The organism is Streptomyces sp. NPDC002138 (assembly GCF_040296485.1).
Classification (GTDB): Bacteria; Actinomycetota; Actinomycetes; order Streptomycetales; family Streptomycetaceae; genus Streptomyces.
On the sequence record NZ_JBEOXE010000040.1, the window covers coordinates 38,245 to 62,855 of the forward strand.

Sequence of the window (24,611 nt, forward strand, 5' to 3'; positions counted from 1 at the left end):
GAATCGAATGCTACACAGTGGTTACACGATTTATTGACACGTGTAACCACGGCTTCCGCATCCTCGTCGGACGTGCCGCGCCACGTGTCGCTCCGTGCCGTCGCGCTGTCGTGTTCCGACGTACCCCCGCCGTCACGACGGGGCGGCGCGCACCCCCCTCATCCGCTCGACATCCCCTGCCCAGGACGGCACCGTGGCCCCTTCCTCCGTCGGCACCCCCGCCGCCGACGCCACCCCGCCGCCTCCACCGCCGCGCCGGGCTCCGCATCGCCGCCGACGGCGCCGGCGCGCGGTCTGCTGCCCCTGCTCCTCGTCGGCAACACCGCGATGTACGCGCTCTACATCGGGGTGGCGGGCCTCCTGCTCGCGCTCCAGGTCGAGCACGTCGATCCCGCGCACAAGGTCGCCGACTTCGGCCTGATCGCGGGGGTGTCCGCGGTCTTCGCCACGGTCTTCAACCCGGTGGCGGGCGCCCTCTCCGACCGCAGCGGCCGCCGCGACCCCTGGATCCTGGGCGGCGGCCTGGCCGCGGTGCCCGCGATGTTCCTGCTCGGCCTCGCCGACACGATCCTGCTGATCACCCTCGCCTGGTGCCTCGGCCAGGCCGTGATGAACGTCTACCAGGCCGCGATCACCTCGGTCGTGCCCGACCGGGTCCCGGTGAGCGCCCGCGGCAAGGCCTCGGCCGCCGTCGGCCTCGGCCTCCCCCTGGGCTCGGCCGTGGGCGCCCTGCTCGGCGCGTCCTTCTCCGACGACTACCGCAGGGGCTACCTGCTCTTCGGCGCGATCGTGGCGGGCGCGGCCGTGCTCTTCACCGCCCGCGGCCGCGAACAGCGCCTTCCGGTGCGCCCCCCGCTGCCCGTCCGCGCGCAGCTGGCCGCCTTCACGGGCGCGCTCAAGGACCACGACTTCCGGTGGGCGTTCATCGGGCGCGCCCTGCTGGTGCTCGGCTACTTCGCCGTGAGCGGCTATCAGTTGTACATCCTGCAGGACCACACCCGGCTGCCCGAGGGCCTGGAGCCGGAGGAGGCGGTGGCCCTCCTGATGCCGCTGACCAGCGTGGCGATGGTGCTCTCGACGGTCGTGGCCGGTTACCTGTCCGACCGCTTCGACCGCCGGAAGCTGTTCGTCGGCGCCTCCGCGCTGCTGTCCGCCGTCGCGCTGCTCATACCGGCCCTGTCGGCGAGCTGGCCGGCGATGCTCGCCTTCGCCGTGGTCAACGGCCTCGCCTTCGGCAGCTACATGGCCGTGGACACGGCGCTGGTGACGATGGTGCTCCCGAAGGCCGAGGACGCGGCCCGGGACATGGGCGTGCTCAACATCGCCAACGCCGGTCCGCAGATCGTCGCGCCGTTCGTCGCGTCGGTGATCGTGTCCGTCAGCGGCGGGTACACCGCCCTGTTCGTCATCGCGGCGGTGCTGTCGGTCGCGGGCGCGCTGGCCGTGAAGCCGATCCGCGGCGTCCGCTGACCCGCTCACGCCACGGGCGCGTCGAGCCTTCGGGGCCGTCGAGACGGTGTCGAGGGCTTCATGACCTCGTGTGAAGGAGGGATGTAGCAAGCTTCGAGAGCTCCCCGTTACGTTCTGTGTACCGATGAGTAACGGGGAGGTCCGGTTTCGATGACCACAGTTCCTGGCACGGCTCCTGGCACGACGAGCGTCTTGGCCCCCGGCTCGCCACCGGGCCCGCCCTCCGCCCCGGCCCTCCACGCGGTGCCAGGTCTGGGGGACATGGCCCGGGCGCTCGCCGAGGGCAGCGTCTCCTCGCGCTGGCTGACCGAACAGTGCCTGGAGCGCATCGAGGCCTCGCAGCCGGAGCTGAACGCGTTCCGCGTCGTGCACGCCGAGGCCGCCCTCGCGGAGGCGGACGCGGCCGACCGGCGGCTCGCGGCCGGTGAGCGGCTGCCGCTGCTCGGCGTTCCGCTCGCGGTCAAGGACGACATGGACGTGGCCGGGCTGCCGACGGCCTTCGGCTGCGCCGGGGACTTCCCGCCGAAGGCCGAGGACAGCGAGGCGGTACGCCGCCTGCGCGCGGCGGGCGCGGTCGTCGTCGGCAAGACCCAGACCCCGGAGCTGGGCCAGTGGCCGCTCACCGAGGGGCCCGCCTTCGGCGAGACCCGCAATCCGTGGAACCCGGCCTTCACTCCCGGCGGCTCCTCGGGCGGCTCGGCGGCCGCCGTGGCGGCGGGTCTGATCCCCGCGGCGCTGGGCTCGGACGGCGCGGGATCCATCCGCATCCCGGCGGCCTGGACGCATCTGGTCGGCATCAAACCGCAGCGCGGCCGCATCTCCACCTGGCCGGAGCCGGAGGCCTTCCGCGGGCTGACCGTCAATGGCGTGCTGGCGCGTACGGTCGCGGACGCGGCCCTGCTGCTGGACGCGGCCAGCGGCTCCCACCGCGGCGACCTGCACCGGCCCGCGCCGATCTCGGCCGTCCGGGCGGCCCGCACGGCTCCGGGGCGGCTGCGGATCGCGCTCTCCTTCGGGATGCCCTTCACGGGCACCTCCAAGTCCCTGGATCCGTCGATCCGTTCCGCCGTCGAGCGGCTCGCGGGGCGGCTGGAGGCGCTGGGCCACGAGGTGGCCCTGGAGGATCCGCGGTACGGGAAGATCGGGCTCAGCTTCATACCCCGCGCGACCGGGGGCGTACACGAGTGGGCCGCCCGGGTGCCGGACCCCTCGCTGCTGGACCCGCGGACCAGCGAGGCCACCCTCATGGGGCGGATCCTGAGCGGCCTGCCCCTGCGGGCCGCCCGCCGCGCGGAGGCGCTGCACCAGCACCGGATCGGGGAGATCTTCAACCGCTTCGACGTGGTCCTCACGCCGACGACGGCCACCGCGCCCCTGCGCGTCGGCGCCCTGCGGGACCGGGGCTCACTGGACACGGAGCGGGCGATCATCGCGGCCTGCCCGTACGCGTGGCCCTGGAACGTCCTCGGCTGGCCGGGCGTGAGCGTCCCGGCGGGCTTCACCCCCCAGGGCCTGCCCGTGGGCGCCCAACTCCTGGGCCCCGAGGCCTCGGAGCCCCTTCTGATCTCCCTGGCGGCCCAGCTGGAGGCGGCGGAGAACTGGCAGTCGCACTGGCCGCGCTGGTCGGCCCCGCTGAGGGCGGCGTCGGACGCCTCCCGACGGCAACCGGTGGGCGCCGGGGCGCGGTAGGTCCGGTCCGGGGCGGTGGGGGCCGGGGTGCGGACGCGCGGCATCCCGCACCCCCCGCCCGCGTACCGCTAACCTCACCCGGATGACGGCACTTTCACACCACACCGACCACCCCCACCAGCCCGGCCGCGACGGAGCCGGGGCCACGGCCGAGGTCGATCCGCACGCCATCGGGCCCGTGGAGACCTCCTACGCCCCCGACCACGACGGGGATCCCGATCCGGGCGAGATCGTGTGGACCTTCGTTCCGTACGAGGAGAACGACGGCCGGGGCAAGGACCGGCCGGTGCTGGTCGTGGCCCGCGAGCCGGGCCGCGGGACGGTGCTCGCCGTACAGCTCTCCAGCAAGCGGCACGACCACGACCGGGAGTGGGTCCCGATCGGCACCGGACCCTGGGACGGCGCCGGGCGGGAATCCTGGGTGGCCGTGGACCGGGTGCTGCGGGTGCATGACGACGGGATGCGGCGCGAGGCCTGCGCGCTGGACCGGGGCCGCTTCCAGCTGGTCGTGGAGCGGCTGCGCGAGCGGTACGGCTGGCGGTAGGCGGTAGGCGGTAGGCCCCGGCGGCCCGACGCGTCCCTTCCGGATCACGCCGACCCGGGGCCCGCCGTCGCCCGGCCCGTGGCCTTTCCCGGGCCTCCTCAGCCCGGGAAGGCCGCCTCGAAGGCCCGGCGCGGCCCCGGGTCGCGGTCCAGGATCCCGAAGGCCACCCGCTCGAAGACCCCGGCGAACCGGCCCGTCAGCAGGGCCCGGAACGCCTGCGCGACCTCGGCCGGGTCGTTCATGAAGACCCCGCACCCCCAGGCCCCGAGCACCAGGCGCGGGTACGCGTGCAGGGCGGCCACCTCCAGCACCCGCTCCGCCCGGCGGGCCAGCGCGGCCGGGATCTCGCTCGCCCGCTCGGGCTCCTGGCGCCGGATGGTGCCCGCGTTCGGCGCCGGGGAGGTGAGGAACCCCGCCCGGAAGGGCGCGTCCAGCAGTTCGCCCCGGTCGTCGCGGAAGACCGGGACCCCGGGCGAGTGAATCACCCGGTCGGTGTAGAAGGTGCTGCGCTCCGCGCGGTGGACCTCGTAGTACTCGCGCGCCTCGAGCAGGGTCTCGTACAGGGCCGACGCACGGCACAGGGCCTCCTCCTGCGCCTTGGCCCCGCGGACGTAACCGCCGCCCGGATTCCGGGCCGAGGCGAAGTTCAGGACCGCGACCGGGCCGTCGGCGGCGAGCCTGCGCGCGGCGACCGTACTGCTCTCGCCGGTCACCTCGAACGCGGTGGCCCGCGCGCCCGCCCCTTCCGGTTCGCCTGGAAGTACCGGATTCGGGCCATATATCCTGGTTCCTGCCTTGGCTTCCGCCACGGCGGCGGCGAGCGAGACCTCCCGCCCCGACCGCGACCGGTATCCCCCGGCCGTCACGATCTGTGCGTTTTCCACTGCGATGGCCCGCAATCTGCTGCTCATTCCCTGATCTTGGGGAACCGGAACCGCGGGTGGCAACGCAATTACTTGCATGATGCGGACCGCGTTTGCGAGATCTTGATGCGATCCGCACGATTCACGGCCCGACGGCGGCGGGTAGGCAACGGTGATGTCACGGTTCACGACAGGAGATGAGGATCCGGTCATGCCCCAGGAGTCACCCGCGGCACGCGCCCGCGAGCATCCCGCCGCGCACTCCCCGACGCGTTCTCCCGCGCCGTCCCCCGAGCGGTCCGCCGCGCGGTCCGCCACGCAACCCCCCGAACGGCGCTCCCCCGGGCGCCGGCCGGAGCACCGCCCGAGCCCGCTCGGCGAGACCGCCGCCGAGGATCTCGTACGCGGCATCTGTTTCAAGACGGGTCCGCCCCGGCTGCTCGGCGCCGAGCTGGAGTGGCTGCTGCTGGACGCCGAGGACGCGGGCCGTCCCCTGCCGCCCGCCCGGCTCACCGCCGCCCACGACGCGGCGGCCGCCCTGCCCCTGCGCTCCCGGTTCACCGTCGAGCCCGGGGGCCAGCTCGAACTCAGCTCGCCGCCCGCCACCTCCCTGATGGGGTGCGTCGGCGATCTGCGGGCCGATCTGACGGCCGTACGCACCGCGCTGCGCGCCCAGGGCGTCGTACTCGAAGGGCGCGGGCACGATCTGCGCCGACCGCTGCGGCGGCTGCTGGACAGCCCGCGCTACGACGCCATGGAGAGCTATTTCGACCGCACCGGACCGGCCGGGCGCGCCATGATGCGCGCGTCCGCCTCCGTGCAGGTCTGCGTCGACGCGGGCCACGAGGAACCGGGGCCGCTCGGTCACGGCAGGCGCTGGCGGCTCGCGCACCTGCTGGGGGCGGTGCTCGTGTCGGCCTTCGCGAACTCCCCCGCGCCCAGCGGCCCGTACGCGGGCTGGCGGTGCTCGCGCCAGGGCATCTGGAGCGATCTCGACACCGCGCGCGCCCTCGCCCCGCCGCTGGACGACGAACCGCGCGAGGCCTGGACCCGGCACGCGCTCGACAGCGCGGTGATGTGCGTGCGGTCCGGGGATCCGCACCGGCCGGCCGACGGCCCGGACGGCGCGGGCGGGGCCTGGGCGGTCCCCCGGGACCTGAGCTTCCGCGCCTGGCTGCGCGGCGCCGAACCCCGGCCGCCGACCGCCGCGGATCTCGACTACCACCTCACCACGCTGTTCCCGCCGATCAGGCCCCGCGGACACCTGGAGCTGCGGATGATCGACGCGCAGCCGGGTGAGGACGGCTGGCTGGTCCCGGTGGCCGTGGTGCACGCCCTGTTCGACGACCCGGAGGCCGCGGAGACGGCGTACCGCGTGGCCAAGGGTCTCGCCGACAGCTACGGGCCCGGTCCCGCCCCGCGCAATCCGCTCTGGCGCTCGGCCGCCCGGCACGGGCCGCGGGACCCGGAGCTGCGCGCGGCCGCCCGCGCCTGTTTCCGGGCCGCGGCCGAGGCGCTGCCGCGGCTGGGCGCGGACACCGCGGTGCGGGACGCCGTCGGCGCGTTCACCGAGCGGTTCGTGGCGCGCGGCCGATGTCCGGCCGACGAGGCCGAGGAAGCCTGGGGGTCGAGCGCCGCCTCGGCGCCGCCTGTTTCCGCCGCCGAGCGAGAGGGGCCGCGCCCGTGAGCGCCGAAGCCGACCCGACCCCCGCCCACCCCGGGGGCGCTCCCACGGCGCCTCCCGCCCCCGCTCCCCCGCCCGGGGACCTGCGCGAGCGGGCGGCGGCCGCGCTGACCGCCGCGCGGGCCCGCACCGCGGCGCTCACCGGCGCGGTGACCGAGGAGGACCTGACCGCGCAGCACTCGCCGCTGATGTCCCCGCTGGTGTGGGACCTCGCGCACATCGGCAACCAGGAGGAGCTCTGGCTGCTGCGCCGTGTCGGCGGCCGCGCTCCGCTGCGGCCCGAGATCGACCCGCTGTACGACGCGTTCGCGCATCCCCGCGCGGAGCGGCCCTCCCTGCCGCTGCTGGGGCCCGCCGAGGCGCGCGGCTACAGCGCGGAGGTGCGGGGGCGGGTCTTCGACCTGCTGGAGCGCACGCCGTTCGAGGGATCGGAGCTGCTCGACGACGGCTTCGCCTTCGGGATGATCGCGCAGCACGAACAGCAGCACGACGAGACGATGCTGATCACCCATCAACTGCGGACGGGCGCGCCGGTGCTCACCGCCCCGGATCCGGCGCCGCCGACCGGTCCCCCGCCGACGGCCGCCGAAGTCCTGGTTCCCGCGGGGCCGTTCACGATGGGGACCTCCGCCGAGCCGTGGTCCCTGGACAACGAGCGGCCCGCGCACACCCGGGACACCGGCCCCTTCTGGATCGACACGGTTCCCGTCACCAACGCCGACTTCCGCGTCTTCATGGAGGACGGCGGCTACGACGAACCCCGCTGGTGGGCGGCGGCGGGCTGGGAACAGATCCGCCGGCACGGGATCGAGGCCCCGCTGTTCTGGCGCCGGGAGGCGGGCCAGTGGCTGCGCCGCCGCTTCGGCGTCGTCGAGCCGGTGCCCGGGGACGAGCCGGTGCTGCACGTCAGCTGGTACGAGGCCGACGCGTACGCCCGCTGGGCCGGGCGGCGGCTGCCGACCGAGGCCGAGTGGGAGAAGGCGGCCCGCCACGACCCGGCGACCGGCCGCTCCACCCGCTATCCGTGGGGCGACGCCGATCCCACGCCCGCGCACGCCAACCTCGGCCAGCGCCATCTGCGCCCGGCCCCCGCGGGCAGCTACCCGGCCGGGGCCTCCGCGCTCGGGGTGCGCCAGCTGATCGGCGACGTGTGGGAGTGGACGGCGAGCGATTTCCTGCCCTATCCGGGCTTCCGGGCCTTCCCCTACCGCGAGTACTCGCAGGTGTTCTTCGGCCCGGAGCACAAGGTGCTGCGCGGCGGTTCGTTCGCGGTGGATCCGGTGGCCTGCCGGGGCACCTTCCGCAACTGGGACCTGCCCGTGCGCCGCCAGATCTTCGCCGGTTTCCGGACCGCGAGGGATGCCTGATGTGCCGTCATCTCGCGTATCTGGGACCGGTGGTCCCCCTCGGCAGGCTGCTGTCCGAGCCGGAACACTCCCTGGTGCGCCAGTCCTGGGAGCCGCGCCGCCAGCGGCACGGCACGGTCAACGCCGACGGTTTCGGTGTCGGCTGGTACGCGGAGGGGGATCCGATACCGGCCCGCTACCGGCGGGCGGGCCCGGTGTGGGGCGACGCCACCTTCGGCGATCTCGCCCGGGTCGTGCGCAGCGGGGCCGCGCTGGCCGCCGTCCGCGACGCGACCGCGGCGGGGGCGGACGGCGAGGCGGCCGCCGCCCCTTTCGCGGCCGGGCCCTGGCTGTTCAGCCACAACGGCGTGGTGCGGGACTGGCCCGACTCGGCCGCCGGCCCCGCCGCCTCGCTGCCGCCCCTGGAGCTGCTCCAGCTGGCCGCCCGCTCCGATTCGGCGCTGGTGTGGGCGCTCGTCCTGCGCGAGCTGCGGGCGGGGCGCGGCCTGGGCGAGGCCCTCGCCGGGCCGGTGTCCGAGCTGGCGGCGGCCGCGCCGGGGTCCCGGCTGAATCTGCTGCTCACCGACGGCCACGCGATCGCGGCGACGGCCTGGGGCGATTCGCTGTGGTACCTGGCGGACGCCCGGGCCGGGCGCACGGTCGTGGCGTCCGAGCCCCATGACGACGATCCCCGCTGGTGCGAGGTCCCCGACCGGACCCTGCTGACCGCCTCCCGTACGCATGTCGACCTGAGCCCGCTCAAGGAGATCCCGCTCGGGGAGATCGCGCCGAACGCGAACAAGGAGAACCAGTACAGTGAGTGAATTCCCCACGGGTGACTTCCGGTTGACCCGGACCCTGGACGACGACGCGGCGGACGCGGCGCTGCGCGCCGATGTGCGCGAAGGCCTGACCGGGTCCCCCAAGTCGCTGCCGCCGAAATGGTTCTACGACAGCCGCGGCAGTGAACTGTTCGAAGAGATCACCCGGTTGCCCGAGTACTACCCGACGCGCGCGGAGCGGGAGATCCTGCAGGAGCGGGCGGGGGAGATCGCGGCGGTCAGCGGCGCCCGCACGCTGGTCGAGCTGGGTTCCGGCTCCTCGGAGAAGACCCGGCACCTGATCGAGGCGCTGCCCGCGCTGGACACGTACGTCCCCGTGGACGTGAGCGAGAGCGCGCTGCGGGGCGCGGCCGAGGTCCTGCTGGCGGACCGGCCGGGGCTGCGCGTGCACGCGCTGGTCGCGGACTTCACCCGGCCGCTGGCGCTGCCGCCCTCGCCGGGGCCCCGGCTGGTGGTGTTCCTGGGCGGGACGGTCGGGAACCTGCTGCCCCCGGAGCGGGCCGCCTTCCTGAGGTCCGTACGGGCGATGCTCTCGCCCGGGGACGCGCTGCTGATGGGGACCGACCTGGTGAAGGACGAGGCGGTGCTGGTCGCGGCGTACGACGACGCGCAGGGGGTGACGGCCGAGTTCAACCGGAACGTACTGGCCGTGATCGACCGGGAGCTGGGCGCGGACTTCCACACCGCCGACTTCGCGCACGTGGCGGTGTGGAACCGGGAGCACGAGTGGATGGAGATGCGGCTCCGGGCCCGGGTGGATGCCCTGGTCAAGATCCGCGCGCTGGATCTGGTGGTGCCGTTCACGGCGGGCGAGGAGATCCTGACCGAGATCTCCGCGAAGTTCCGTCAGGAGGGTGTGCGCGGCGAACTGGCGTCCGCAGGGCTTGAGTTGAGTCAGTGGTGGACGGACCGGGAAGGGCGCTTCGCGCTGTCCCTGTCCATCGCCGCGGCCACGGCGGAGGAGGAGGTGCGGGACTCCGGCGAGGTACGGGGCGCCGGAACGCCGGGCAGGGCGAACAGGGAGGCGCAGGCGTCGGCGACGGCCGACTGAGCCGCCGCGGCGAGGTCCCGCCGGTCCGCGTGACGGCCCGGCGGGATCCGCGGCAGCAGGGTGATCTCGGCCCGCACTCCGCGGGCCCGGGCGATCCGCCACAGCGAGGCGGTCAGCGGATCGTCCCCGACGAAGGCGGGCGCCCCCGCGAGCCGTCCGTCGTCCAGCCGGTAGGCGATGTGCACGGGCTGTACGGGGACCCGCGCGTCCAGGGCCGCCTGGAAGGCCGCGCGGCGGAACGGCCCCCGGCCGCGCCCGCACCAGGTGCTGCCCTCGGGGAACACGGTCACCCGGTCCCCCGACAGCAGCGCGGCGGTGAGCGCCCCCACGGTGGCGGGCAGGGCCCTGATCCGCTCGCGCTCGATGAACAGGGTGCCCGCCCCGGTGGCGAGCCGCCCCAGGACCGGCCAGTCGCGGATCTCGCTCTTGGCCAGCATCCGGGAGGGCAGCGCGGCCGCGACGAGCGGGATGTCGAGCCAGGAGATGTGGTTGGGGACGACGAGCCGGCCGCCGTCCGGGCCGGGGCTGCCGTGGACGGTGATCCGGATGCCGAAGGACCGGACGAACCCGGCCGCCCAGGCCCGTACCAGCGCGCCGCGGAACCCGGCGGGCAGCAGCCGCAGGGCGGGGGCGGCCACGATGCCGAGGAGCAGCACCGACGCCGCGGTGAGCAGGCGCAGCGCCGCGCGCACGGCGCCCGCCGCCGGGCCGCGGTGCGCGGCGCAGGCTTCGGGCGTGCAGGGCGCGGTGGGCAGCCAGGTGCTCATGCGCCGGGGGCGAGCGAGAGGAAGTGCCGGAGGTAGCGCGGGTTGGTGCGGCGCAGCGAGAGCAGGACGTAGAGGTCGGCGACGCCGAACTCGGCGTCGAGCGCGGGCTCGCCGCACACCCAGGCCCCCAGCCGCAGGTAGCCGCGCAGCAGCGGCGGCAGCTCGACGCGGTCGGGGAAGGTGATGCCGTCGGGGCTCCAGGGGCGGTGCGGGGTGACCCGGTACTCCTCCGGCGCGAGGCTGCGGGTGAGGACGTTCTCCCGGGTGGCGGCGGCGAGCACCCCGCCGTCGGCGAGCGGGACGGAGCAGCAGCCGGCCAGCCAGTTGTGCCCGGAGCGGTCCATGTAGCGGGCCAGACCGGCCCAGATCAGGGCGATGACGGCGCCGTTGCGGTGGGCGGGGTGGACGCAGGAGCGGCCGACCTCGACGAGGTCGGGCCGGATGGGCGCGAGCGCGGAGAGGTCGAACTCGCCCTCGGAGTAGAGCCGCCCGGCGATCGCGGCGCGCTCCGGGGGCAGCAGCCGGTAGGTGCCGACGACCTCTTCGGTCTGCTCCTCGACGACGAGGAGGTGGTCGCAGTAGGCGTCGAAGGAGTCGGCGTCGAGTCCCGGCTCGGGGCCGTCGAGGCGGGCGCCGAGTTCGCCCGCGAAGACCTGGTGGCGCAGCCGCTGGGCGGCGCGGACCTCGTCCTCGTCGCGGGCCAGGCGGACGGCGTAGCGGGGCGCCGGGAGGGCGGGGGCGGCGGGGACGGCCCGCAGGGGCGCGGTGCGCGGGGCCGCGGGGAGGGAGGTGGTGACGTCGACGGGGGAAAGGGGGGCGATGGTCATGACGGCTCCTGATCCGGAAGCGGGAGCCAGGCCGGCGGCGTATCGGCCTGACTCCTTTACTTCTTCCGTGACCGGCTGGATTCGACATGACCGCGCAGCGGCACCTGGATGTGCGAACGCTGAACTCAGCGGTGGGGCGGCGGGGCGGGCGGGGCCCCGGCCGGTTCAGCGGTCCGAGCTGAGGACCTTGCTGATGGCCTCGGAGGCCGTCCTGGCGGCTTCCTTGGGGTCCTGGCCCGTCAGGACGGCCGTCATGAACGGCTTGATGGGGTTCTTGGCCTCGACCTCGGCCCAGCGCGCGGACTTCGGGGTGGCGCGGCCCTGGGCGGCTCCGGGGGCCATCGCAGTGGCGCCGTCATTGCCCTCGACGACATGGGCGAGCGTGGTCTTGTTCGGTACGTAGCTCATCTCGCGGGCCAGTTCGGTCTGCCACCGCTCGCTGACCAGGGCCGTGATCACGTCCACGGCGGCGGCCCGGTCGGCGGTGCGGTTCGGGATGATCAGGTCGGAGCCGCCGGTGAAGACGGCGCCGGGCTTCTCGCTGGTCTTCCCGGGTATGGAGAAGAAGCCGAGCTTGCCCTTGAGGGCGGGGTTCAGCTCCTCGATCCGCGCGGCCTGGCCGGGCGGGCCGATGATCTGGGCGATCTGGCCGCGCGCGAAGACGTCGGCCTGGGAGGGCGTCTCCTCATCGGCGCCCTTGGGGCCGTCGCCGAGCGCCTGGAGCTGCTTGTAGAACTCCATGCCGGCCAGCGCCTCGCCGGTGTCGAGGGTGCCGATCCACTGGCCGCCGGTCTCCAGGGCGAGGTCGCCGCCCTCGTCCCAGATGAACCCGGACAGGACGTACCAGTTCTGGCCGGGCAGGTAGATGCCTTGCTGAGCGCCCTTGTCGAGGCGCTGGGTGGCGGCGATCCAGTCCGCGCGGTTCTTCGGCGGCGTCTTGATCCCGGCGCTCGCGAACATGTCCTTGTTGTAGATCACCACCCGGTTGGCCGCGTACCAGGGGACGCCGTACTGGGCGCCGTTCACGCTGCCGGGATCGGCGAGGCCCTTGAGCCAGTCCTTGCTGCCCCATTCGCGCAGGCCCTCGAGGGTGAGTTCGGACAGGCCGCCGGTCTCGATGTACTGCGAGACCTGGGTGTTGCCGACCTCGATGACGTCGGCCTTGTCCTTGCCCTTGCCCTCCAGGACGGCGTTGACCTTGTCGCCGATGCCCGTCCATTCCTGGATCTTGACGTCCAGGTCGATCCCGGGGTGGTCCTTCTCGTAGGAGTCGGTGAACTTCTGGATGAAGCCGTCGGACGCGCTGCCCTTCATGAGCCACAGCGTGACCTTCCGGGGCCCGCCGTCCGAGCCGCCCAGCACACTGCAGCCGGTCAGAGCGGTCGCGGCCACGACGGCCGTGCACACGGCGAGGAAGCGCATTTTCACGAAGGTCACCTTCTGGGGGGTCGATCTCAGATGGCTTGAAATTGGCATGGACCAATGGGCGGGTCAAGGGGCACGGGCTCCGGATTCTCTGCGCAAACGCGACGAACCGGTACGTCTCCTCCACCTGGTACACACACGGAGTTCACAGAAACGCCGCACGGGGTACCCGCGGGCCCCGCGGGCCGCCCCGCCTCGCGGACCCGGACGTCCTGGGGCACCGTGGAACGAGGCACCAGCCCCCACCCTCGGGAGAGCCATATGTCCAACCACACCTACCGCGTGACCGAGATCGTCGGCACCTCCACCGAGAGCATCGACCAGGCCATCCGCAACGGCATCGCCCGCGCGGGCCAGACCGTGCGGAACCTGGACTGGTTCGAGGTCTCCCAGGTACGCGGCCACATCGAGAACAACGAGGTCGCGCACTTCCAGGTCGGACTCAAGGTCGGCTTCCGCCTCGACGGCGAGGACTGAGCCCCGGGCGGCTCAGGTGCGCCCTTCGCCCTCCTGAGCCTCCCGCAGCTCCGGCGCGTCCGCCGCCCAGTCGGCCCGTACGACACGGAACCCCGCGGCGCGCACCGCCTGGCACACCAGCTCGTCGTCGTCCACGAGCATCCGCACCTCCCGGCCCCGGGCGATCCGGCGGAGCACCTCCAGCTTGGTCGTCCGGGCCGGGCGCCGGTCCTGATCCCCGCGCATCCACAGCCGTCCCTCGGGCAGCCCGTGCCGGGCCAGCCAGTCCAGGGTGTCCGCCCGGCAGCGCTCCGGCCGGCCGGTCAGGTAGGCCACCTCGCAGTCGGCGGCGCTCCCGACCGCCAGCGCCACGCCCCGCGCGAGCGGCGGATCGTCCTGGGCCGCGCCGAAGAAGCCGTCCCAGTCCCGGGGCCGCCGCTCCAGGAAGCGCTGCCGGTGCGCGGTGTCGGAGAGGGTCCCGTCGATGTCGAAGACGGCCAGGGGGCGGCCGTTGGCGTGTTCACTCATGCGGGTCAGCCTAGGGGCGCCCGCCGACAGCGACGAAGGAAGCCTTCGCTTCAGCGAATTCTCGCCTCACCGTACGTTGCATACGCACGGGCGATTCGACCGCTGCGCAATGCCACGGGCGTGCCGTCGATATTCGATCTTCACACCTGCGGGTGAATCGCCGACGTATTTCCAGGCCCCCCGCGGCACCCGAAGCTCCGCTGGGCAAGGCCCCTTTCGCCGCCCGCGGGACCCGGGCCAGGACCTATGCGCCGCATTGACATCGGCAGGCCGATCATAGGGGGATTCGATTTCCCACGAGGGCCCCGCATTCACGATCTGCCGGGACGTCACTTCTGTTGAGGAGGGGGTAGATTCGCCTTCCGCTCCACCAGAGCAGGACGGCCCCGAGCGCGCCAACGCCCAGGGCCGTCCGTCAAGCGAAGGGAAACGAATCACCTTGCTCAACCCGCTACGCCGGGGGGTCCTCGCATGGAGCCCGGTGCACCGTAAGCGCAGTATCCCGCAGCCGTCCGGCGGACAAACCCTCCTGCGCATCATCCTGGCCGTCAGTCTCGTCCTCCTCTGCCTGCTCATCGCCGTACTCCTGTACCGGGAGGGCGGTTCCGCGGCCCTCGACGTCCTGGGGTTCGCGCTGACCCTGGCGGGGCTCCTGTTCACGATCGGCCTGTGGGCCGCGCGGGAACGCCGCGTCCGCCGTGTCCGCCGACTGCGCCGGGAGCGCGCCCGGCACCGGCCGCTCTGACGGCCGCCGCTCCGGCGGTCCCACCGGACCGCCGGACGCGCCCCGCGCGCCGACTGCTTCCACGCCTCCGTTTCCACGCCTTTCCACACCTTCAGGTGACGGCGCGGACCCCGCATCCTCTCTAACATGGTCGGTGGGGACCGGCACCGCTCCTGGCCGGGGTTGAGGGGGACGGATGCACCACGGTGTGCGCACGCCGAGCGTCGCGCGGATCTACGACCGGTTGCTCGGTGGGGTCGACAACCATCCGGTGGATCAGAAGGTCTGTGACGACCTGCTCGGCATCGCCCCCGGCTCCCGCGCCCTCGCCCTCACCAGCCGGGCCTTCCTGCGCCGCGCGGTCCGGGTCCTGGCCCGCGACTACGGCGTCCGCCAGTTCCTGGAGCACGGCTGCGGCCTGCCCGCCCGGGACAACGTGCACGAGGTGGCGCAGTCCGTCGCCCCCGAGGCGCGCGTGGTCTACATCGACAACGACCCGCTGGTCCTCGCGCACGCCCGGGCCCGGCTGGTGGAGAACCCGTGGACCGCGGTGGTCCCGGCCGACATCCGGGAAACCGACGCCATCTTCGACCACCCGGAGGTCCGTGGGCTCGTCCGCTCCGACGAGCCCACGGCCGCCCTGTTCGTGGCCGTCTCCCAGTGCCTGCCCGACGAGGACGTCCTCCCGATGCTCGAGCGGGTCAAGGAGCGGCTGGCGCCCGGGAGTTTCCTCGTGCTGTGCCAGTACACGAGCCCCTGCCCCGACCTCCGGGACCAGGTGACCACGCTGATCAGAGGGGCCACGCACGGACGATGGGGCCGGGTGCGCGAGGAGCACGAGGTCCGCGGCTTCCTGCACGGGCTGGAGATCGTCGAACCGGGCCTCGGGGACGTCGCCGACTGGCGCCCCGAGTCCGGCCGGACACCGCTGCCGCGCGCCCGCGACCTGATCGCGTGGGGCGGCGTGGGACGGATGGGGTGAGTCAGCCTCCGGCCGGAGCCGCCCCCACCGCGTCCGGCTCCCCGGCCCTGCGCGCGTAGTCCCGGATCCGCTCGTCCAGGAAGTCGACGCTCTCCCGCCACGGCAGGGCGCGCTCCATCAGGTGGTCCATGACCTCGCGGTAGCGCCTGACCCGAGCCGGGGCCGTGACGTAGTCCGCGCTCTCCAGGGCTTCGACGTACACCAGCTCGGCCGGGCCGCCGTCCACGAACTGCAGGTGGGTGACCGGGAATCCGGGTGCCGTGCCGACCTGGTCGTGCTCGAAGCGCAGGATCCGGATGTGGGCGTCGGTGGAACCGTCGGAGGCGAAGTTCCTCAGGTGCCGGATCTGCTCGCACATCACCCGGGGTCCGCCGACGGGCCGGTACAGGACGCTCTCGTCCAGGATCATGATGATCTCGGGGCGGTGCGGGCGGCGCAGCAGCCGCTGGCGTTCCTCGCGCACGCGGACGTGCCGGCTGATCTCCACCGGGTCCGCCGCCGTGGCCGCGCCCACCAGGACGGCGGCGTACTCCTTGGTCTGCAACAGGCCGGGGACCACGTGGGTCTCGTACGCGCAGATCCGTTTCGCCTGCGCTTCCAGGGAGATGAGCCTGCGCAGGAAGTCGGGGGTCAGGTCCTCGTACTTGCGCGCGCGGCCCTCCAGCCGTACCTGGCCGAGGAGTTCGTGGATCTCGTCGTACTCGGACGCGGGCAGCCCGTAGTGGCGCACCAGGTCCCAGACGTCGTTGGTCTTGGCCGGGCTCTCGCCCCGCTCCAGTCTGCTGAGCTTCGAGGCGGATCCGCGGATGAGGGCCGCCGCGTCCACGAGGGACATCTTCTGGTCCTCCCGCAGCCTCCGCAGCCGCTCACCCAGCAACCGTGACGCGGGGCCGCGTTCGGCCGGGGCGGCGGTGGGATGCGGGCCGGGGGGCGCCGGGGCGGCGGCCCCGCGCGGTGGTCGCGGACGACCGGACATGCGAGCTCCTTGCTGACTGAAAAGCGCCATCAGCGGCCCAGTCTGGTTCTCGCATGCCCGTTTCATCAAGCGTTGGCCATGAATTGACCCTAGGCACCCGCTCCGTGCAGGTGATCGAATTCCCCGGCACCCGCGCCCGCCACGAACGCGGTCATCTCGTCCCGGGTGAAGACCAGGGCCGGACCGCCCGGGAACCTCGAATTGCGCACCGCGAACTCACCTCCGGGCAGCGCCGCCACCTCCACGCAGTTCCCGATTCCGCTGCTCGCGCTGCTCTTCACCCAGCGCACCGATGTGATGCCGTCCGCCGCCATACCGTTCTCGAACCCCACGGGCCACCTCTTCCCGAATCCCATATCCGACACTCCCTCCATCCCATATGCAATTGCATGCGGGTGGATTCAGGGACGAGCGTAGCCACAGACCCCGGCGAAGTAAGTCCCCCTAACGGGTGCCCCGGCGCCGGGCGCGCTGACCGCGACGCCGTAAAATGTGATGAATGCGCCAGCCGACCGATCCCCCCGCCCGTGATTCCCTCGTCCGCGTACGGGGCGCCCGGGAACACAATCTGCGCGGGGTCGACGTCGACATCCCCCGTGACGCCCTGACCGTGTTCACCGGGGTGTCCGGATCCGGCAAGAGCTCCCTCGCCTTCGGCACCCTGTACGCCGAGGCGCAGCGCCGGTACTTCGAGTCCGTGGCGCCGTACGCCCGCCGGCTCATCCACCAGATCGGCGCCCCCAAGGTGGACTCGGTGACCGGGCTGCCGCCCGCCGTCTCCCTGGAACAGCGGCGCTCCACACCCGGTTCCCGCTCCTCCGTCGGGACGGTGACACTGCTCTCCAACTCCCTGCGGATGCTGTTCTCGCGGGCGGGCACCTACCCGCCGGGCGCGCCGCCGCTCGACTCCGACGCCTTCTCCCCCAACACGGCCGCCGGGGCCTGCCCCTCCTGCCAGGGGCTCGGGCGCGTCCACCGCACCAGCGAGGAACTCCTGGTGCCCGAGCCCTCCTTGTCGATCCGTCAGGGCGCGATCGCCGCCTGGCCGGGCGCCTGGCAGGGGAAGAACCTGCGGGACATCCTGGAGGCGCTGGGCCACGACGTGGACCGTCCGTGGCGGGACCTGCCGGCGAAGGACCGCGAGTGGATCCTGTTCACCGAGGAGCAGCCGGTGGTCACCGTGCACCCGGTGCGGGACGCGGACCGGATCCAACGCCCCTACCAGGGCACCTACATGAGCGCCCGGCACTATGTGCTCAAGACCTTCGGCACCACGAAGAGCGCCACGCTGCGCACCCGGGCCGAGAGGTTCCTCACCGATGGGCCGTGCCCGGTCTGCGCGGGCGCCAGGCTGCGCCCGGAGGCGCTCGCGGTGACCTTCGCGGGCCGCACGATCGCGGAGCTGGCGGCGCTGGCGCTGACCGACCTGGACGCCGTACTGGCCTCCGCGCCCCCGGCCGGCGAGGCGGCCCGGGTGCTGGCCGCGGATCTGCGGGCGCGGATCGGACCGGTCGCCGAGCTGGGCCTGGGGTACCTGAGCCTGGACCGGACGGCGCCGACGCTGTCGGCGGGCGAGCTGCAGCGGCTGCGGCTGGCGACGCAGCTGCGGTCCGGGCTGTTCGGGGTGGTGTACGTCCTGGACGAGCCGTCGGCGGGGCTGCACCCGGCCGACACCGAGGCGCTGCTCGGCGTACTGGACCGGCTCAAGGAGACCGGGAACACCGTCTTCGTCGTCGAGCACCACCTGGACGTGGTGCGCCACGCGGACTGGCTGGTGGACGTCGGGCCGCTGGCTGGGGAGCACGGTGGGCGGGTGCTGTACAGCGGACCGCCGGAGGCGCTTGCGGGCGTACCGGATTCGGCCACCGCGCGCTTCCTCGCCGCTCCGGCCGAGGCGGCCGGGCGGGCGGCGGAGCGGGTGCCCCGGGCGGCGGCCGGCGAGGTGCGGCTGTCCGGGGTCACCCGGCACAACCTGCGGGAGGTGTCGGCGGCGTTCCCGCTGGGAGTGTTCACGGCGGTCACCGGGGTCTCCGGCTCGGGCAAGTCCACCCTGGTCGGCCAGGTGCTGGCGCAGACGGTGCGGGAGCGGATCGCGGCGGCGCTCCCGGACTTCCCGGTCCGGCGGCTGGTGGAGGTGGACCAGAAGCCGATCGGCCGGACCCCGCGGTCCAACCTGGCCACGTATACGGGCCTGTTCGACGCGGTCCGCGCGCTGTTCACGGCCACTGCGCAGGCGCGGGCGCGCGGCTGGAAGGCGGGCCGGTTCTCCTTCAACGTGGCGGGCGGGCGCTGCGAGACCTGCCAGGGCGAGGGCTTCGTCTCGGTGGAGCTGCTCTTCCTGCCCCGTACGTACGCCCCGTGTCCGGGCTGCGGGGGTGCCCGGTACAACGACGAGACCCTGGAGGTGCGGCACGCGGGCCTGAACATCGCCGAGGTGCTGGGGCTGACCGTGGAGGCGGCGGCGGCCTTCTTCGCGGAGGTCCCGGCGGCGGACCGGGCCCTGCGCGCCCTGGCCGACATCGGTCTGGGCTACCTGCGGCTCGGGCAGCCCGCGACGGAGCTCTCGGGGGGCGAGGCGCAGCGGATCAAGCTGGCGACCGAGCTGCAGCGGGTGCGCCGGGACCACACGCTGTACCTGCTGGACGAGCCGACGACCGGATTGCATCCGGCCGATGTGGAGGTGCTGATGGACCGGCTGCACGGTCTGGTGGACGCCGGGCATTCGGTGGTGGTCGTGGAGCACGACATGGCGGTGGTGGCGGGCGCGGACTGGGTGATCGACCTGGGTCCGGGCGGCGGCGCGGACGGGGGCCGGGTGGTGGCCGCCGGTCCCCCGGGCCGGGTGGCGCGGGCCGGGGAGGGGCGTACGGCGGCCTACCTGGCGCGGGCTATGCGTCTCCGGTGAGCAGGTGCTGGGGCAGTTCGCGGAAGGTCCACTCGCCCTCGCGGCGGCGAAAGAGCCAGACGAGGTCGTAGCGGTCGGGCCAGCCCGCGGGGACCCCGACCAGCCGGTCGGCGCCCAGGGCGCTGACCAGGCGCGGGATGCCGGTGTGTTCCCAGCAGACGAGGACGGGCATCGGCGCGGCGAGCGCGGCGCGGGCCAGGTCCGCTTCCCGGCCGACGGCGAGGTCGGCCCGGACGGGGGTACGCAGTACGTCGGCCAGCGGAGCGACGGTCTGGCGGGAGCGGGCGGCTCCGGCCGCCCCGCCCGCGAAGATCACCGTGGGCCGGGGCAGCAGGGCGCCCGGGGTGGGCGGGAAGAGCGTGGGCAGGGCCTCGGCGCGGCGGCGGCCGCGCAGGGCGAGGGACCCGGCGTCGTCATTGCCCTCGTCGTCCTCGCCGGTGTCTCCGGCGTACGGCTTCTCCGCGTGCCGGATCACCATGATCAGGGCGTCCTTGGGGGGCGGCTGCGGCCCGGGTGCCGGGGCGACCGGGCGCTCGTCGGCGGCGCAGCCGACCAGGGCCAGCGAGGCGATCGGGGTCAGTGCGGCGAGCACGGTCCGGCGCCGCGGTCCGTTTCGGGCGGGTACGGGTGCTTCTGCCATGTCGGACACTGTCACCCATGACCCGACACGGTCCACGCCACGGCACGGGGTTCGGCGCCGCGGTCAGCCGATCGGCGCAGGCTCGGCGGCCCGGTCCGCGGGGGCACAGGGCGCGGCCGCGGATTTCTCGTACGGGGAGACGACCGGGAAGTACGCCTCCAGGAACGCGGTGACCGCCCGGTGCTGTTCCTCGGGCGACAGCTCCGTACCGCAGTCGTCGGCGAGGCAGAAGGCGTCGGTGCGGCGGTCGTGGACCAGCTCCGGCAGTCGTTCGATCTCCTCCGGGCGGTCCGTGGAGACGTAGGCGAGGGTCAGCTCCCCTTCGACGGCGCGGCCCTCGGCGAGCGCGAGGTGCGCGGCCAGGGTGATCGGGGCGAGGTCGGTGGCGCTGCGGAAGGCGGAGCGGCTGGTGGCGGCCAGGCGTCCGGGGAGCCGCGCCTCGGCCTCCGCGAAGAGGGAGCGGGTCATCGGGTACGGGGCGTGGGCCAGGATGCGCGGGTAGGTGCGGCGGGCGACCTCCTCGATGGCGCGGCGGGTGGCCCGCTGCGAGGCGGTGAAGACGTCGTCGTGGGTCTCCGGCGAGCTGGGCGGGACGGCCCTGGTGTCGTGGAAGACCTTGGGCAGTCCGGACGGCAGGAAGTAGTTCTGCGGCTGCTGGGGGCGGCCGAGGAAGATGTCGTCGTTGAAGTAGAGGAAGTGCTCGGCGAGGCCGGGGACGCGGTGCAGCTGCGTCTCGATGGCGTGGGAGTTGAAGACCGGCAGGGCGCCGGGGTCGGCGAACAGCTCCCGGTGCGAGACGACGGTGATCTGCGGGTGGTCGGCGGCGAGCCAGGCCGGCGCCTGATCGTCGGTGACGAGGAAGATCCGCCGGATCCACGGGGCGTGCGCGGCGATGGAGCGCAGGCAGTAGCGCAGCTCCCCGCGGTCGCGGTAGCGGTGGTCCGCGTGGTCGACGGCGGGGACGCCGGCCGCCGCGGCGGCGCCGTGTCCGGCCCGGGCGGTGTCCTCGGCGTACGCGGCCCGGGCCCGGTCGCGGCGGCGGCGCCAGGCGGGGTCGGCAGCGTCCACCCAGGTGATCACGGCGTCGATCGGGAAGTCGATGTCGTCGGGGAAACGCCGGGCGAGGGCGTCGACGACCGGGTAGTCGCGGTCGCCGACGCGGCGCGTCGAGGTCGCGGCGAGCGAGGGCACCCACCAGCCGAACGGGGTTTCCCGGATGGAGGCGACCCCGCCGGAGCCGGACTCCGGCGGGTCCCAGAACTCCAGGTCGCAGCCGTGGTCGGCGCCGAGGTAGAGGGTGCGCCCGGAGGTCACGACGGGCTGGTGCAGCCGGATGCCCTTGACCTTGTGGTGCGGGTCCTCCTCGCCGGGGGCCGCGCCGGGGCGCCGCTCGGCCTCCTTGGCGGCGACGGCCTCGGGGAGGGCCTCGGCGAGGGTGACGGCGAGGGTCCCGCCGTCACCGAGCAGCTCGGCGTAGACGGGCCGGCCGGTGAACGCCTCCGCGCACGCGGCGAGGGCGGTGGCGCGGGCGCCGGGAGCGATGGCGAGGCGGGGCAGCAGCCCGCCGTCGGGGACCAGTCCGTAACCGATCCCGGCGGCTTCGAGTGCTTCGGCCGTGGCCCGCAGGTTCACGGCGCGCAGGTCGGCGGGCATCAGGTCGTCCCGTACGAGCGCCAGTCGGCCGCGGTAGCGGACGGCGCCCTCGCTCTCGGCGAGGACGGCCAGCAGCTCGTCCTCGCGGTCGGGAGGGCACGGGGCCGCCGGACCGGCCGCCGTCGCGTCCGCGGCGTCGAGCCGTTCGCGGTGCCCGCGCCCCGGCTGCCGAGGGACGCGCGCGGACGGGCGGAGCGCACGGGCGAGCCGGTGCAGGCCGGTCCAGCACAGGCGCCGGCGGAAGCCGCTCGTGCCGCTCATGGGTCACACCTCGGGGTTCGCGGTCGTCGTTACCCTCGGCCGTGAACGGCAGTTCCGCCCAGGACAACATCACCCTAAGCCGCAATGGCTGAATGTTGAACAGGACCTTGTTCCTTTGGTGTTCCCTACAAATCGGCGCAGGTCACAGGCCCCGCACAGGAATCCCGCACGCCCTGCGTCGACAAACCGGGCTTTCCCGGGAGGACCCGCGGAAAAGCCCGGCGTCACAGGGCCGGCGGCTCAGCGACCGCCCTTGCGGACGGCCCGCAGCCACTCCTTGTTCATCGCGGTGATCGAGGGGAGCGGGATGCCCTTGGGGCAGGCGGTGGCGCATTCGCCGGTCAGGGTGCAGCCGCCGAATCCCTCGCCGTCCATCCGGGCCACCATGTCCAGAACCCGGGTCTCCCGCTCCGGGGAGCCCTGCGGGAGCACGTTCAAGTGATTGATCTTGGCTGCGGTGAAGAGCATCGCCGAGCCGTTGGGACAGGCGGCCACGCACGCGCCGCAGCCGATGCACTCCGCGTTCTCGAAGGCGTGGTCGGCGACGGGCTTGGGCACGGCGGTGGCGTGCGCCTCGGGGGCCGCTCCGGTCGGTGCGGTGATGTAACCGCCCGCCTGGATGATCCGGTCGAAGGCACTGCGGTCCACGACCAGGTCGCGGACCACCGGGAAGGCCGCGGCGCGCCAGGGCTCGACGTCGACGGTGTCGCCGTCGGCGAAGGAGCGCATGTGGAGCTGGCAGGTCGTGGTGCGTTCCGGTCCGTGCGCGTCGCCGTTGATGACGAGGCTGCACGCGCCGCAGATGCCCTCGCGGCAGTCGTGGTCGAAGGCGACCGGGTCCTCTCCGCGCAGGATCAGGTCCTCGTTGAGGGTGTCGAGCATCTCGAGGAAGGACATGTCCTCGGAGATGCCGTCGACCTCGTAGGTCGCCATGGCGCCGGGGGCGTCGGCGTGCTGCTGGCGCCAGACGCGCAGGGTGAGCTTCATGCGTAGCTCCGCTGGGTGGGGTGGACGTACTCGAAGACGAGGTCTTCCTTGTGCAGGACGGGGGCGGCGCCGGTCGCGGTGAACTGCCAGGCCGCGGCGTACGAGAACTCCTCGTCCCGCCGCTCGGCCTCGCCGTCCGGGGTCTGGGACTCGACCCGGAAGTGACCGCCGCAGGACTCGGCGCGGTGGAGCGCGTCGAGGCACATCAGCTCGGCCAGTTCCAGGTAGTCGACGACCCGGTTGGCCTTCTCCAGGGTCTGGTTGAACTCCTCGCCGCTGCCCGGGACCTTGATCCGCCGCCAGAATTCCTCGCGGATCTCCGGGAGGCGGACGAGCGCCTTGCGCAGGCCCTCCTCGGTGCGGGCCATGCCGCAGTACTCCCACATCAGCTCACCGATCTCCCGGTGGAAGGAGTCGGGAGTGCGGTCGCCGTCGACCGCGATGAGCCGCTCGATGCGGGCCCTGGTCTCGCGTACGGCGGACACGGCCGCGGGGTGGGTCTCGTCGAGGGCCTCGGTGCGCGGATGGCGGGCGAGGTAGTCGTTGATGGTGGACGGCAGGACGAAATAGCCGTCGGCGAGGCCCTGCATCAGGGCCGAGGCCCCGAGCCGGTTGGCGCCGTGGTCGGAGAAGTTGGCCTCGCCGATCGCGAAGAGGCCGGGGACGGTGGTCGCCAGGTCGTAGTCGACCCACAGGCCGCCCATCGTGTAGTGGACGGCGGGGTAGATCCGCATGGGGACCTCGTACGGGTTCTCCGCGGTGATCCGCTCGTACATCTCGAAGAGGTTGCCGTACTTCTCGGCGACCTTGTCCTTGCCCATCCGGCGGATGGCGTCGGCGAAGTCGAGGTAGACGCCCTGGCCGCCCGGGCCCACGCCGCGGCCCTCGTCGCAGACGTTCTTGGCGGCGCGGGAGGCGATGTCGCGCGGCACGAGGTTGCCGAAGGACGGGTAGATCCGCTCCAGGTAGTAGTCGCGCTCGTCCTCGGGGATCCGCGCGGCGGGGCGGGTGTCGCCGTGGGCCTTGGGGACCCAGATCCGGCCGTCGTTGCGCAGCGACTCGCTCATCAGGGTCAGCTTGGACTGGTGGTCGCCGGTGCGCGGGATGCAGGTGGGGTGGATCTGGGTGAAGCAGGGGTTGGCGAAGTAGGCGCCGCGGCGGTGGGCCCGCCAGATGGCGGTCGCGTTGGAGTTCATGGCGTTGGTGGAGAGGTAGAAGACGTTGCCGTAGCCGCCGGTGGCGAGGACGACGGCGTCGGCGAAGTGGGTCGAGATCCGGCCCGTGACCAGATCGCGGGCCACGATTCCGCGCGCCTTGCCGTCGACCACGACGAGGTCGAGCATCTCGGTGCGCGCGTGCATCTCGACGTTTCCGGCGGCGATCTGCCGGGAGAGGGCCTGGTAGGCGCCGAGCAGCAGCTGCTGACCGGTCTGGCCGCGGGCGTAGAAGGTCCGGGAGACCTGGACCCCGCCGAAGGAGCGGGTGTCGAGGAGGCCGCCGTACTCGCGGGCGAAGGGGACGCCCTGGGCCACGCACTGGTCGATGATCTCCACGGAGATCTGGGCGAGGCGGTGCACGTTGGACTCGCGGGCGCGGAAGTCGCCGCCCTTGACGGTGTCGTAGAAGAGCCGGTGCACCGAGTCGCCGTCGTTGCGGTAGTTCTTGGCGGCGTTGATCCCGCCCTGCGCGGCGATGGAGTGGGCCCGGCGCGGGGAGTCGGAGAAGCAGAACTGGACGACGTGGTAGCCCTGTTCGGCGAGGGTGGCGCCGGCGGCGCCGCCCGCGAGGCCGGTCCCGACGACGATCACGGTGTGCTTGCGGCGGTTGGCCGGGTTGACCAGCTTGGCCTCGAAGCGGCGGCGGTCCCAGCGGTCGGCGACGGGGCCTGCGGGGGCTTTGGCGTCGGCGAGCGGGGTGCCGGTGCGGTAGTCGGTGTAGCTGCTGTCGGTGCTGTCGGTGCTGTCGGTGCTGTCGGTGCTGTCGCTGTTCAC

General features: G+C 73.6%; 21 protein-coding genes and 1 pseudogene. 11 read left to right on the forward strand and 11 right to left on the reverse strand.

What is annotated here, in order from left to right; all coding sequences use genetic code 11:
- Nucleotides 1-72 precede the first annotated feature (72 nt).
- The 3 genes from ABT084_RS24610 to ABT084_RS24620 all read left to right on the forward strand — a co-directional run bounded on the left by ABT084_RS24610 (nt 73) and on the right by ABT084_RS24620 (nt 3,703).
- Nucleotides 73-1,470 carry an MFS transporter gene (locus tag ABT084_RS24610; protein WP_351047736.1) on the forward strand — a complete coding sequence of 466 codons (1,398 nt, stop codon included), beginning with the start codon at nt 73-75 and terminating at the stop codon, nt 1,468-1,470.
- 150 nt (nt 1,471-1,620) lie between these two features.
- A complete protein-coding gene (locus ABT084_RS24615) occupies nt 1,621-3,159 on the forward strand; it encodes an amidase (RefSeq protein ID WP_502969110.1) in 1,539 nt (512 codons plus the stop codon).
- 82 nt (nt 3,160-3,241) lie between these two features.
- A complete protein-coding gene (locus tag ABT084_RS24620; RefSeq protein WP_351047739.1) occupies nt 3,242-3,703 on the forward strand; it encodes a type II toxin-antitoxin system PemK/MazF family toxin in 462 nt (153 codons plus the stop codon).
- A 98-nt stretch (nt 3,704-3,801) separates the two neighbouring features.
- On the opposite strand, the gene ABT084_RS24625 is transcribed toward ABT084_RS24620, so the two are convergent.
- Nucleotides 3,802-4,614 carry a TIGR02452 family protein gene (locus ABT084_RS24625; protein ID WP_351047741.1) on the reverse strand — a complete coding sequence of 271 codons (813 nt, stop codon included), beginning with the start codon at nt 4,612-4,614 and terminating at the stop codon, nt 3,802-3,804.
- Between the two features lie 163 nt (nt 4,615-4,777).
- On the opposite strand from ABT084_RS24625, the gene egtA reads away from it, so the two are divergent.
- The 4 genes from egtA to egtD all read left to right on the forward strand — a co-directional run bounded on the left by egtA (nt 4,778) and on the right by egtD (nt 9,489).
- Nucleotides 4,778-6,253 carry an ergothioneine biosynthesis glutamate--cysteine ligase EgtA gene (gene egtA, locus ABT084_RS24630; RefSeq protein ID WP_351047744.1) on the forward strand — a complete coding sequence of 492 codons (1,476 nt, stop codon included), beginning with the start codon at nt 4,778-4,780 and terminating at the stop codon, nt 6,251-6,253.
- An 80-nt stretch (nt 6,254-6,333) separates the two neighbouring features.
- Nucleotides 6,334-7,617 (forward strand): ergothioneine biosynthesis protein EgtB, encoded by a 1,284-nt coding sequence (egtB, locus tag ABT084_RS24635; RefSeq protein WP_351047833.1) that lies wholly within the window; start codon nt 6,334-6,336, stop codon nt 7,615-7,617.
- The gene (egtC, locus tag ABT084_RS24640) at nt 7,617-8,420 is read left to right on the forward strand and encodes an ergothioneine biosynthesis protein EgtC (protein WP_351047747.1); all 804 of its coding nucleotides are present in this window, start codon (nt 7,617-7,619) and stop codon (nt 8,418-8,420) included. The genes egtB and egtC overlap by 1 nt, the downstream gene beginning before the upstream one ends.
- Entirely contained in the window at nt 8,413-9,489 is a 1,077-nt protein-coding gene (gene egtD, locus ABT084_RS24645) for an L-histidine N(alpha)-methyltransferase (protein WP_351047749.1), read from the forward strand. The genes egtC and egtD overlap by 8 nt, the downstream gene beginning before the upstream one ends.
- Nucleotides 9,490-9,725: 236 nt before the next feature.
- On the opposite strand, the pseudogene ABT084_RS24650 reads toward egtD, so the two are convergent.
- The 3 genes and pseudogenes from ABT084_RS24650 to ABT084_RS24660 form a co-directional block, all read right to left on the reverse strand.
- Nucleotides 9,726-10,256: pseudogene (locus ABT084_RS24650) on the reverse strand (lysophospholipid acyltransferase family protein); the annotation flags it as partial.
- Nucleotides 10,253-11,083, reverse strand: coding sequence for a GNAT family N-acetyltransferase (locus tag ABT084_RS24655; RefSeq protein ID WP_351047752.1), 831 nt, complete (start codon nt 11,081-11,083; stop codon nt 10,253-10,255). The pseudogene ABT084_RS24650 and the gene ABT084_RS24655, both read right to left, overlap by 4 nt.
- Nucleotides 11,084-11,248: 165 nt before the next feature.
- Entirely contained in the window at nt 11,249-12,511 is a 1,263-nt protein-coding gene (locus ABT084_RS24660) for an extracellular solute-binding protein (RefSeq protein WP_502969113.1), read from the reverse strand.
- 258 nt (nt 12,512-12,769) lie between these two features.
- On the opposite strand from ABT084_RS24660, the gene ABT084_RS24665 reads away from it, so the two are divergent.
- Nucleotides 12,770-12,985, forward strand: a complete 216-nt coding sequence (locus tag ABT084_RS24665; RefSeq protein ID WP_351047755.1) for a dodecin — start codon at nt 12,770-12,772, stop codon at nt 12,983-12,985.
- Nucleotides 12,986-12,997: 12 nt separating this feature from the next.
- On the opposite strand, the gene ABT084_RS24670 is transcribed toward ABT084_RS24665, so the two are convergent.
- On the reverse strand, nt 12,998-13,492 hold the full coding sequence (locus tag ABT084_RS24670; RefSeq protein WP_351047758.1) for a phosphatase domain-containing protein: 495 nt from the start codon (nt 13,490-13,492) through the stop codon (nt 12,998-13,000).
- Nucleotides 13,493-13,973: 481 nt separating this feature from the next.
- Here ABT084_RS24670 and ABT084_RS24675 point away from each other — a divergent pair, with 481 nt between their 5' ends.
- Both ABT084_RS24675 and ABT084_RS24680 read left to right on the forward strand, forming a co-directional pair.
- Complete coding sequence (locus ABT084_RS24675) at nt 13,974-14,237, forward strand: hypothetical protein (RefSeq protein ID WP_351047761.1); 264 nt, start codon at nt 13,974-13,976, stop codon at nt 14,235-14,237.
- A gap of 175 nt (nt 14,238-14,412) precedes the next feature.
- A complete protein-coding gene (locus ABT084_RS24680; RefSeq protein WP_351047764.1) occupies nt 14,413-15,198 on the forward strand; it encodes an SAM-dependent methyltransferase in 786 nt (261 codons plus the stop codon).
- A gap of 1 nt (nt 15,199) precedes the next feature.
- Here the strand turns inward: ABT084_RS24680 and ABT084_RS24685 are convergent, their stop codons facing one another.
- Together ABT084_RS24685 and ABT084_RS24690 are read right to left on the reverse strand one after the other, a co-directional pair.
- Nucleotides 15,200-16,174 (reverse strand): DUF5753 domain-containing protein, encoded by a 975-nt coding sequence (locus tag ABT084_RS24685; RefSeq protein WP_351047765.1) that lies wholly within the window; start codon nt 16,172-16,174, stop codon nt 15,200-15,202.
- A gap of 89 nt (nt 16,175-16,263) precedes the next feature.
- On the reverse strand, nt 16,264-16,506 hold the full coding sequence (locus ABT084_RS24690) for a DUF397 domain-containing protein (protein WP_502969116.1): 243 nt from the start codon (nt 16,504-16,506) through the stop codon (nt 16,264-16,266).
- Nucleotides 16,507-16,673: 167 nt separating this feature from the next.
- On the opposite strand from ABT084_RS24690, the gene ABT084_RS24695 reads away from it, so the two are divergent.
- Nucleotides 16,674-19,079 (forward strand): excinuclease ABC subunit UvrA, encoded by a 2,406-nt coding sequence (locus tag ABT084_RS24695; RefSeq protein WP_351047768.1) that lies wholly within the window; start codon nt 16,674-16,676, stop codon nt 19,077-19,079.
- On the opposite strand, the gene ABT084_RS24700 is transcribed toward ABT084_RS24695, so the two are convergent.
- The 4 genes from ABT084_RS24700 to ABT084_RS24715 form a co-directional block, all read right to left on the reverse strand.
- The gene (locus ABT084_RS24700) at nt 19,063-19,719 is read right to left on the reverse strand and encodes a hypothetical protein (protein ID WP_351047769.1); all 657 of its coding nucleotides are present in this window, start codon (nt 19,717-19,719) and stop codon (nt 19,063-19,065) included. The two genes, ABT084_RS24695 and ABT084_RS24700, sit on opposite strands and share 17 nt — an antisense overlap.
- 63 nt (nt 19,720-19,782) lie before the next feature.
- On the reverse strand, nt 19,783-21,633 hold the full coding sequence (locus ABT084_RS24705; RefSeq protein WP_351047772.1) for a stealth family protein: 1,851 nt from the start codon (nt 21,631-21,633) through the stop codon (nt 19,783-19,785).
- 240 nt (nt 21,634-21,873) lie between these two features.
- A complete protein-coding gene (locus ABT084_RS24710) occupies nt 21,874-22,620 on the reverse strand; it encodes a succinate dehydrogenase/fumarate reductase iron-sulfur subunit (RefSeq protein ID WP_351047775.1) in 747 nt (248 codons plus the stop codon).
- A complete protein-coding gene (locus ABT084_RS24715) occupies nt 22,617-24,611 on the reverse strand; it encodes a fumarate reductase/succinate dehydrogenase flavoprotein subunit (protein ID WP_351047778.1) in 1,995 nt (664 codons plus the stop codon). Before ABT084_RS24715 ends, ABT084_RS24710 begins: the two co-directional genes overlap by 4 nt.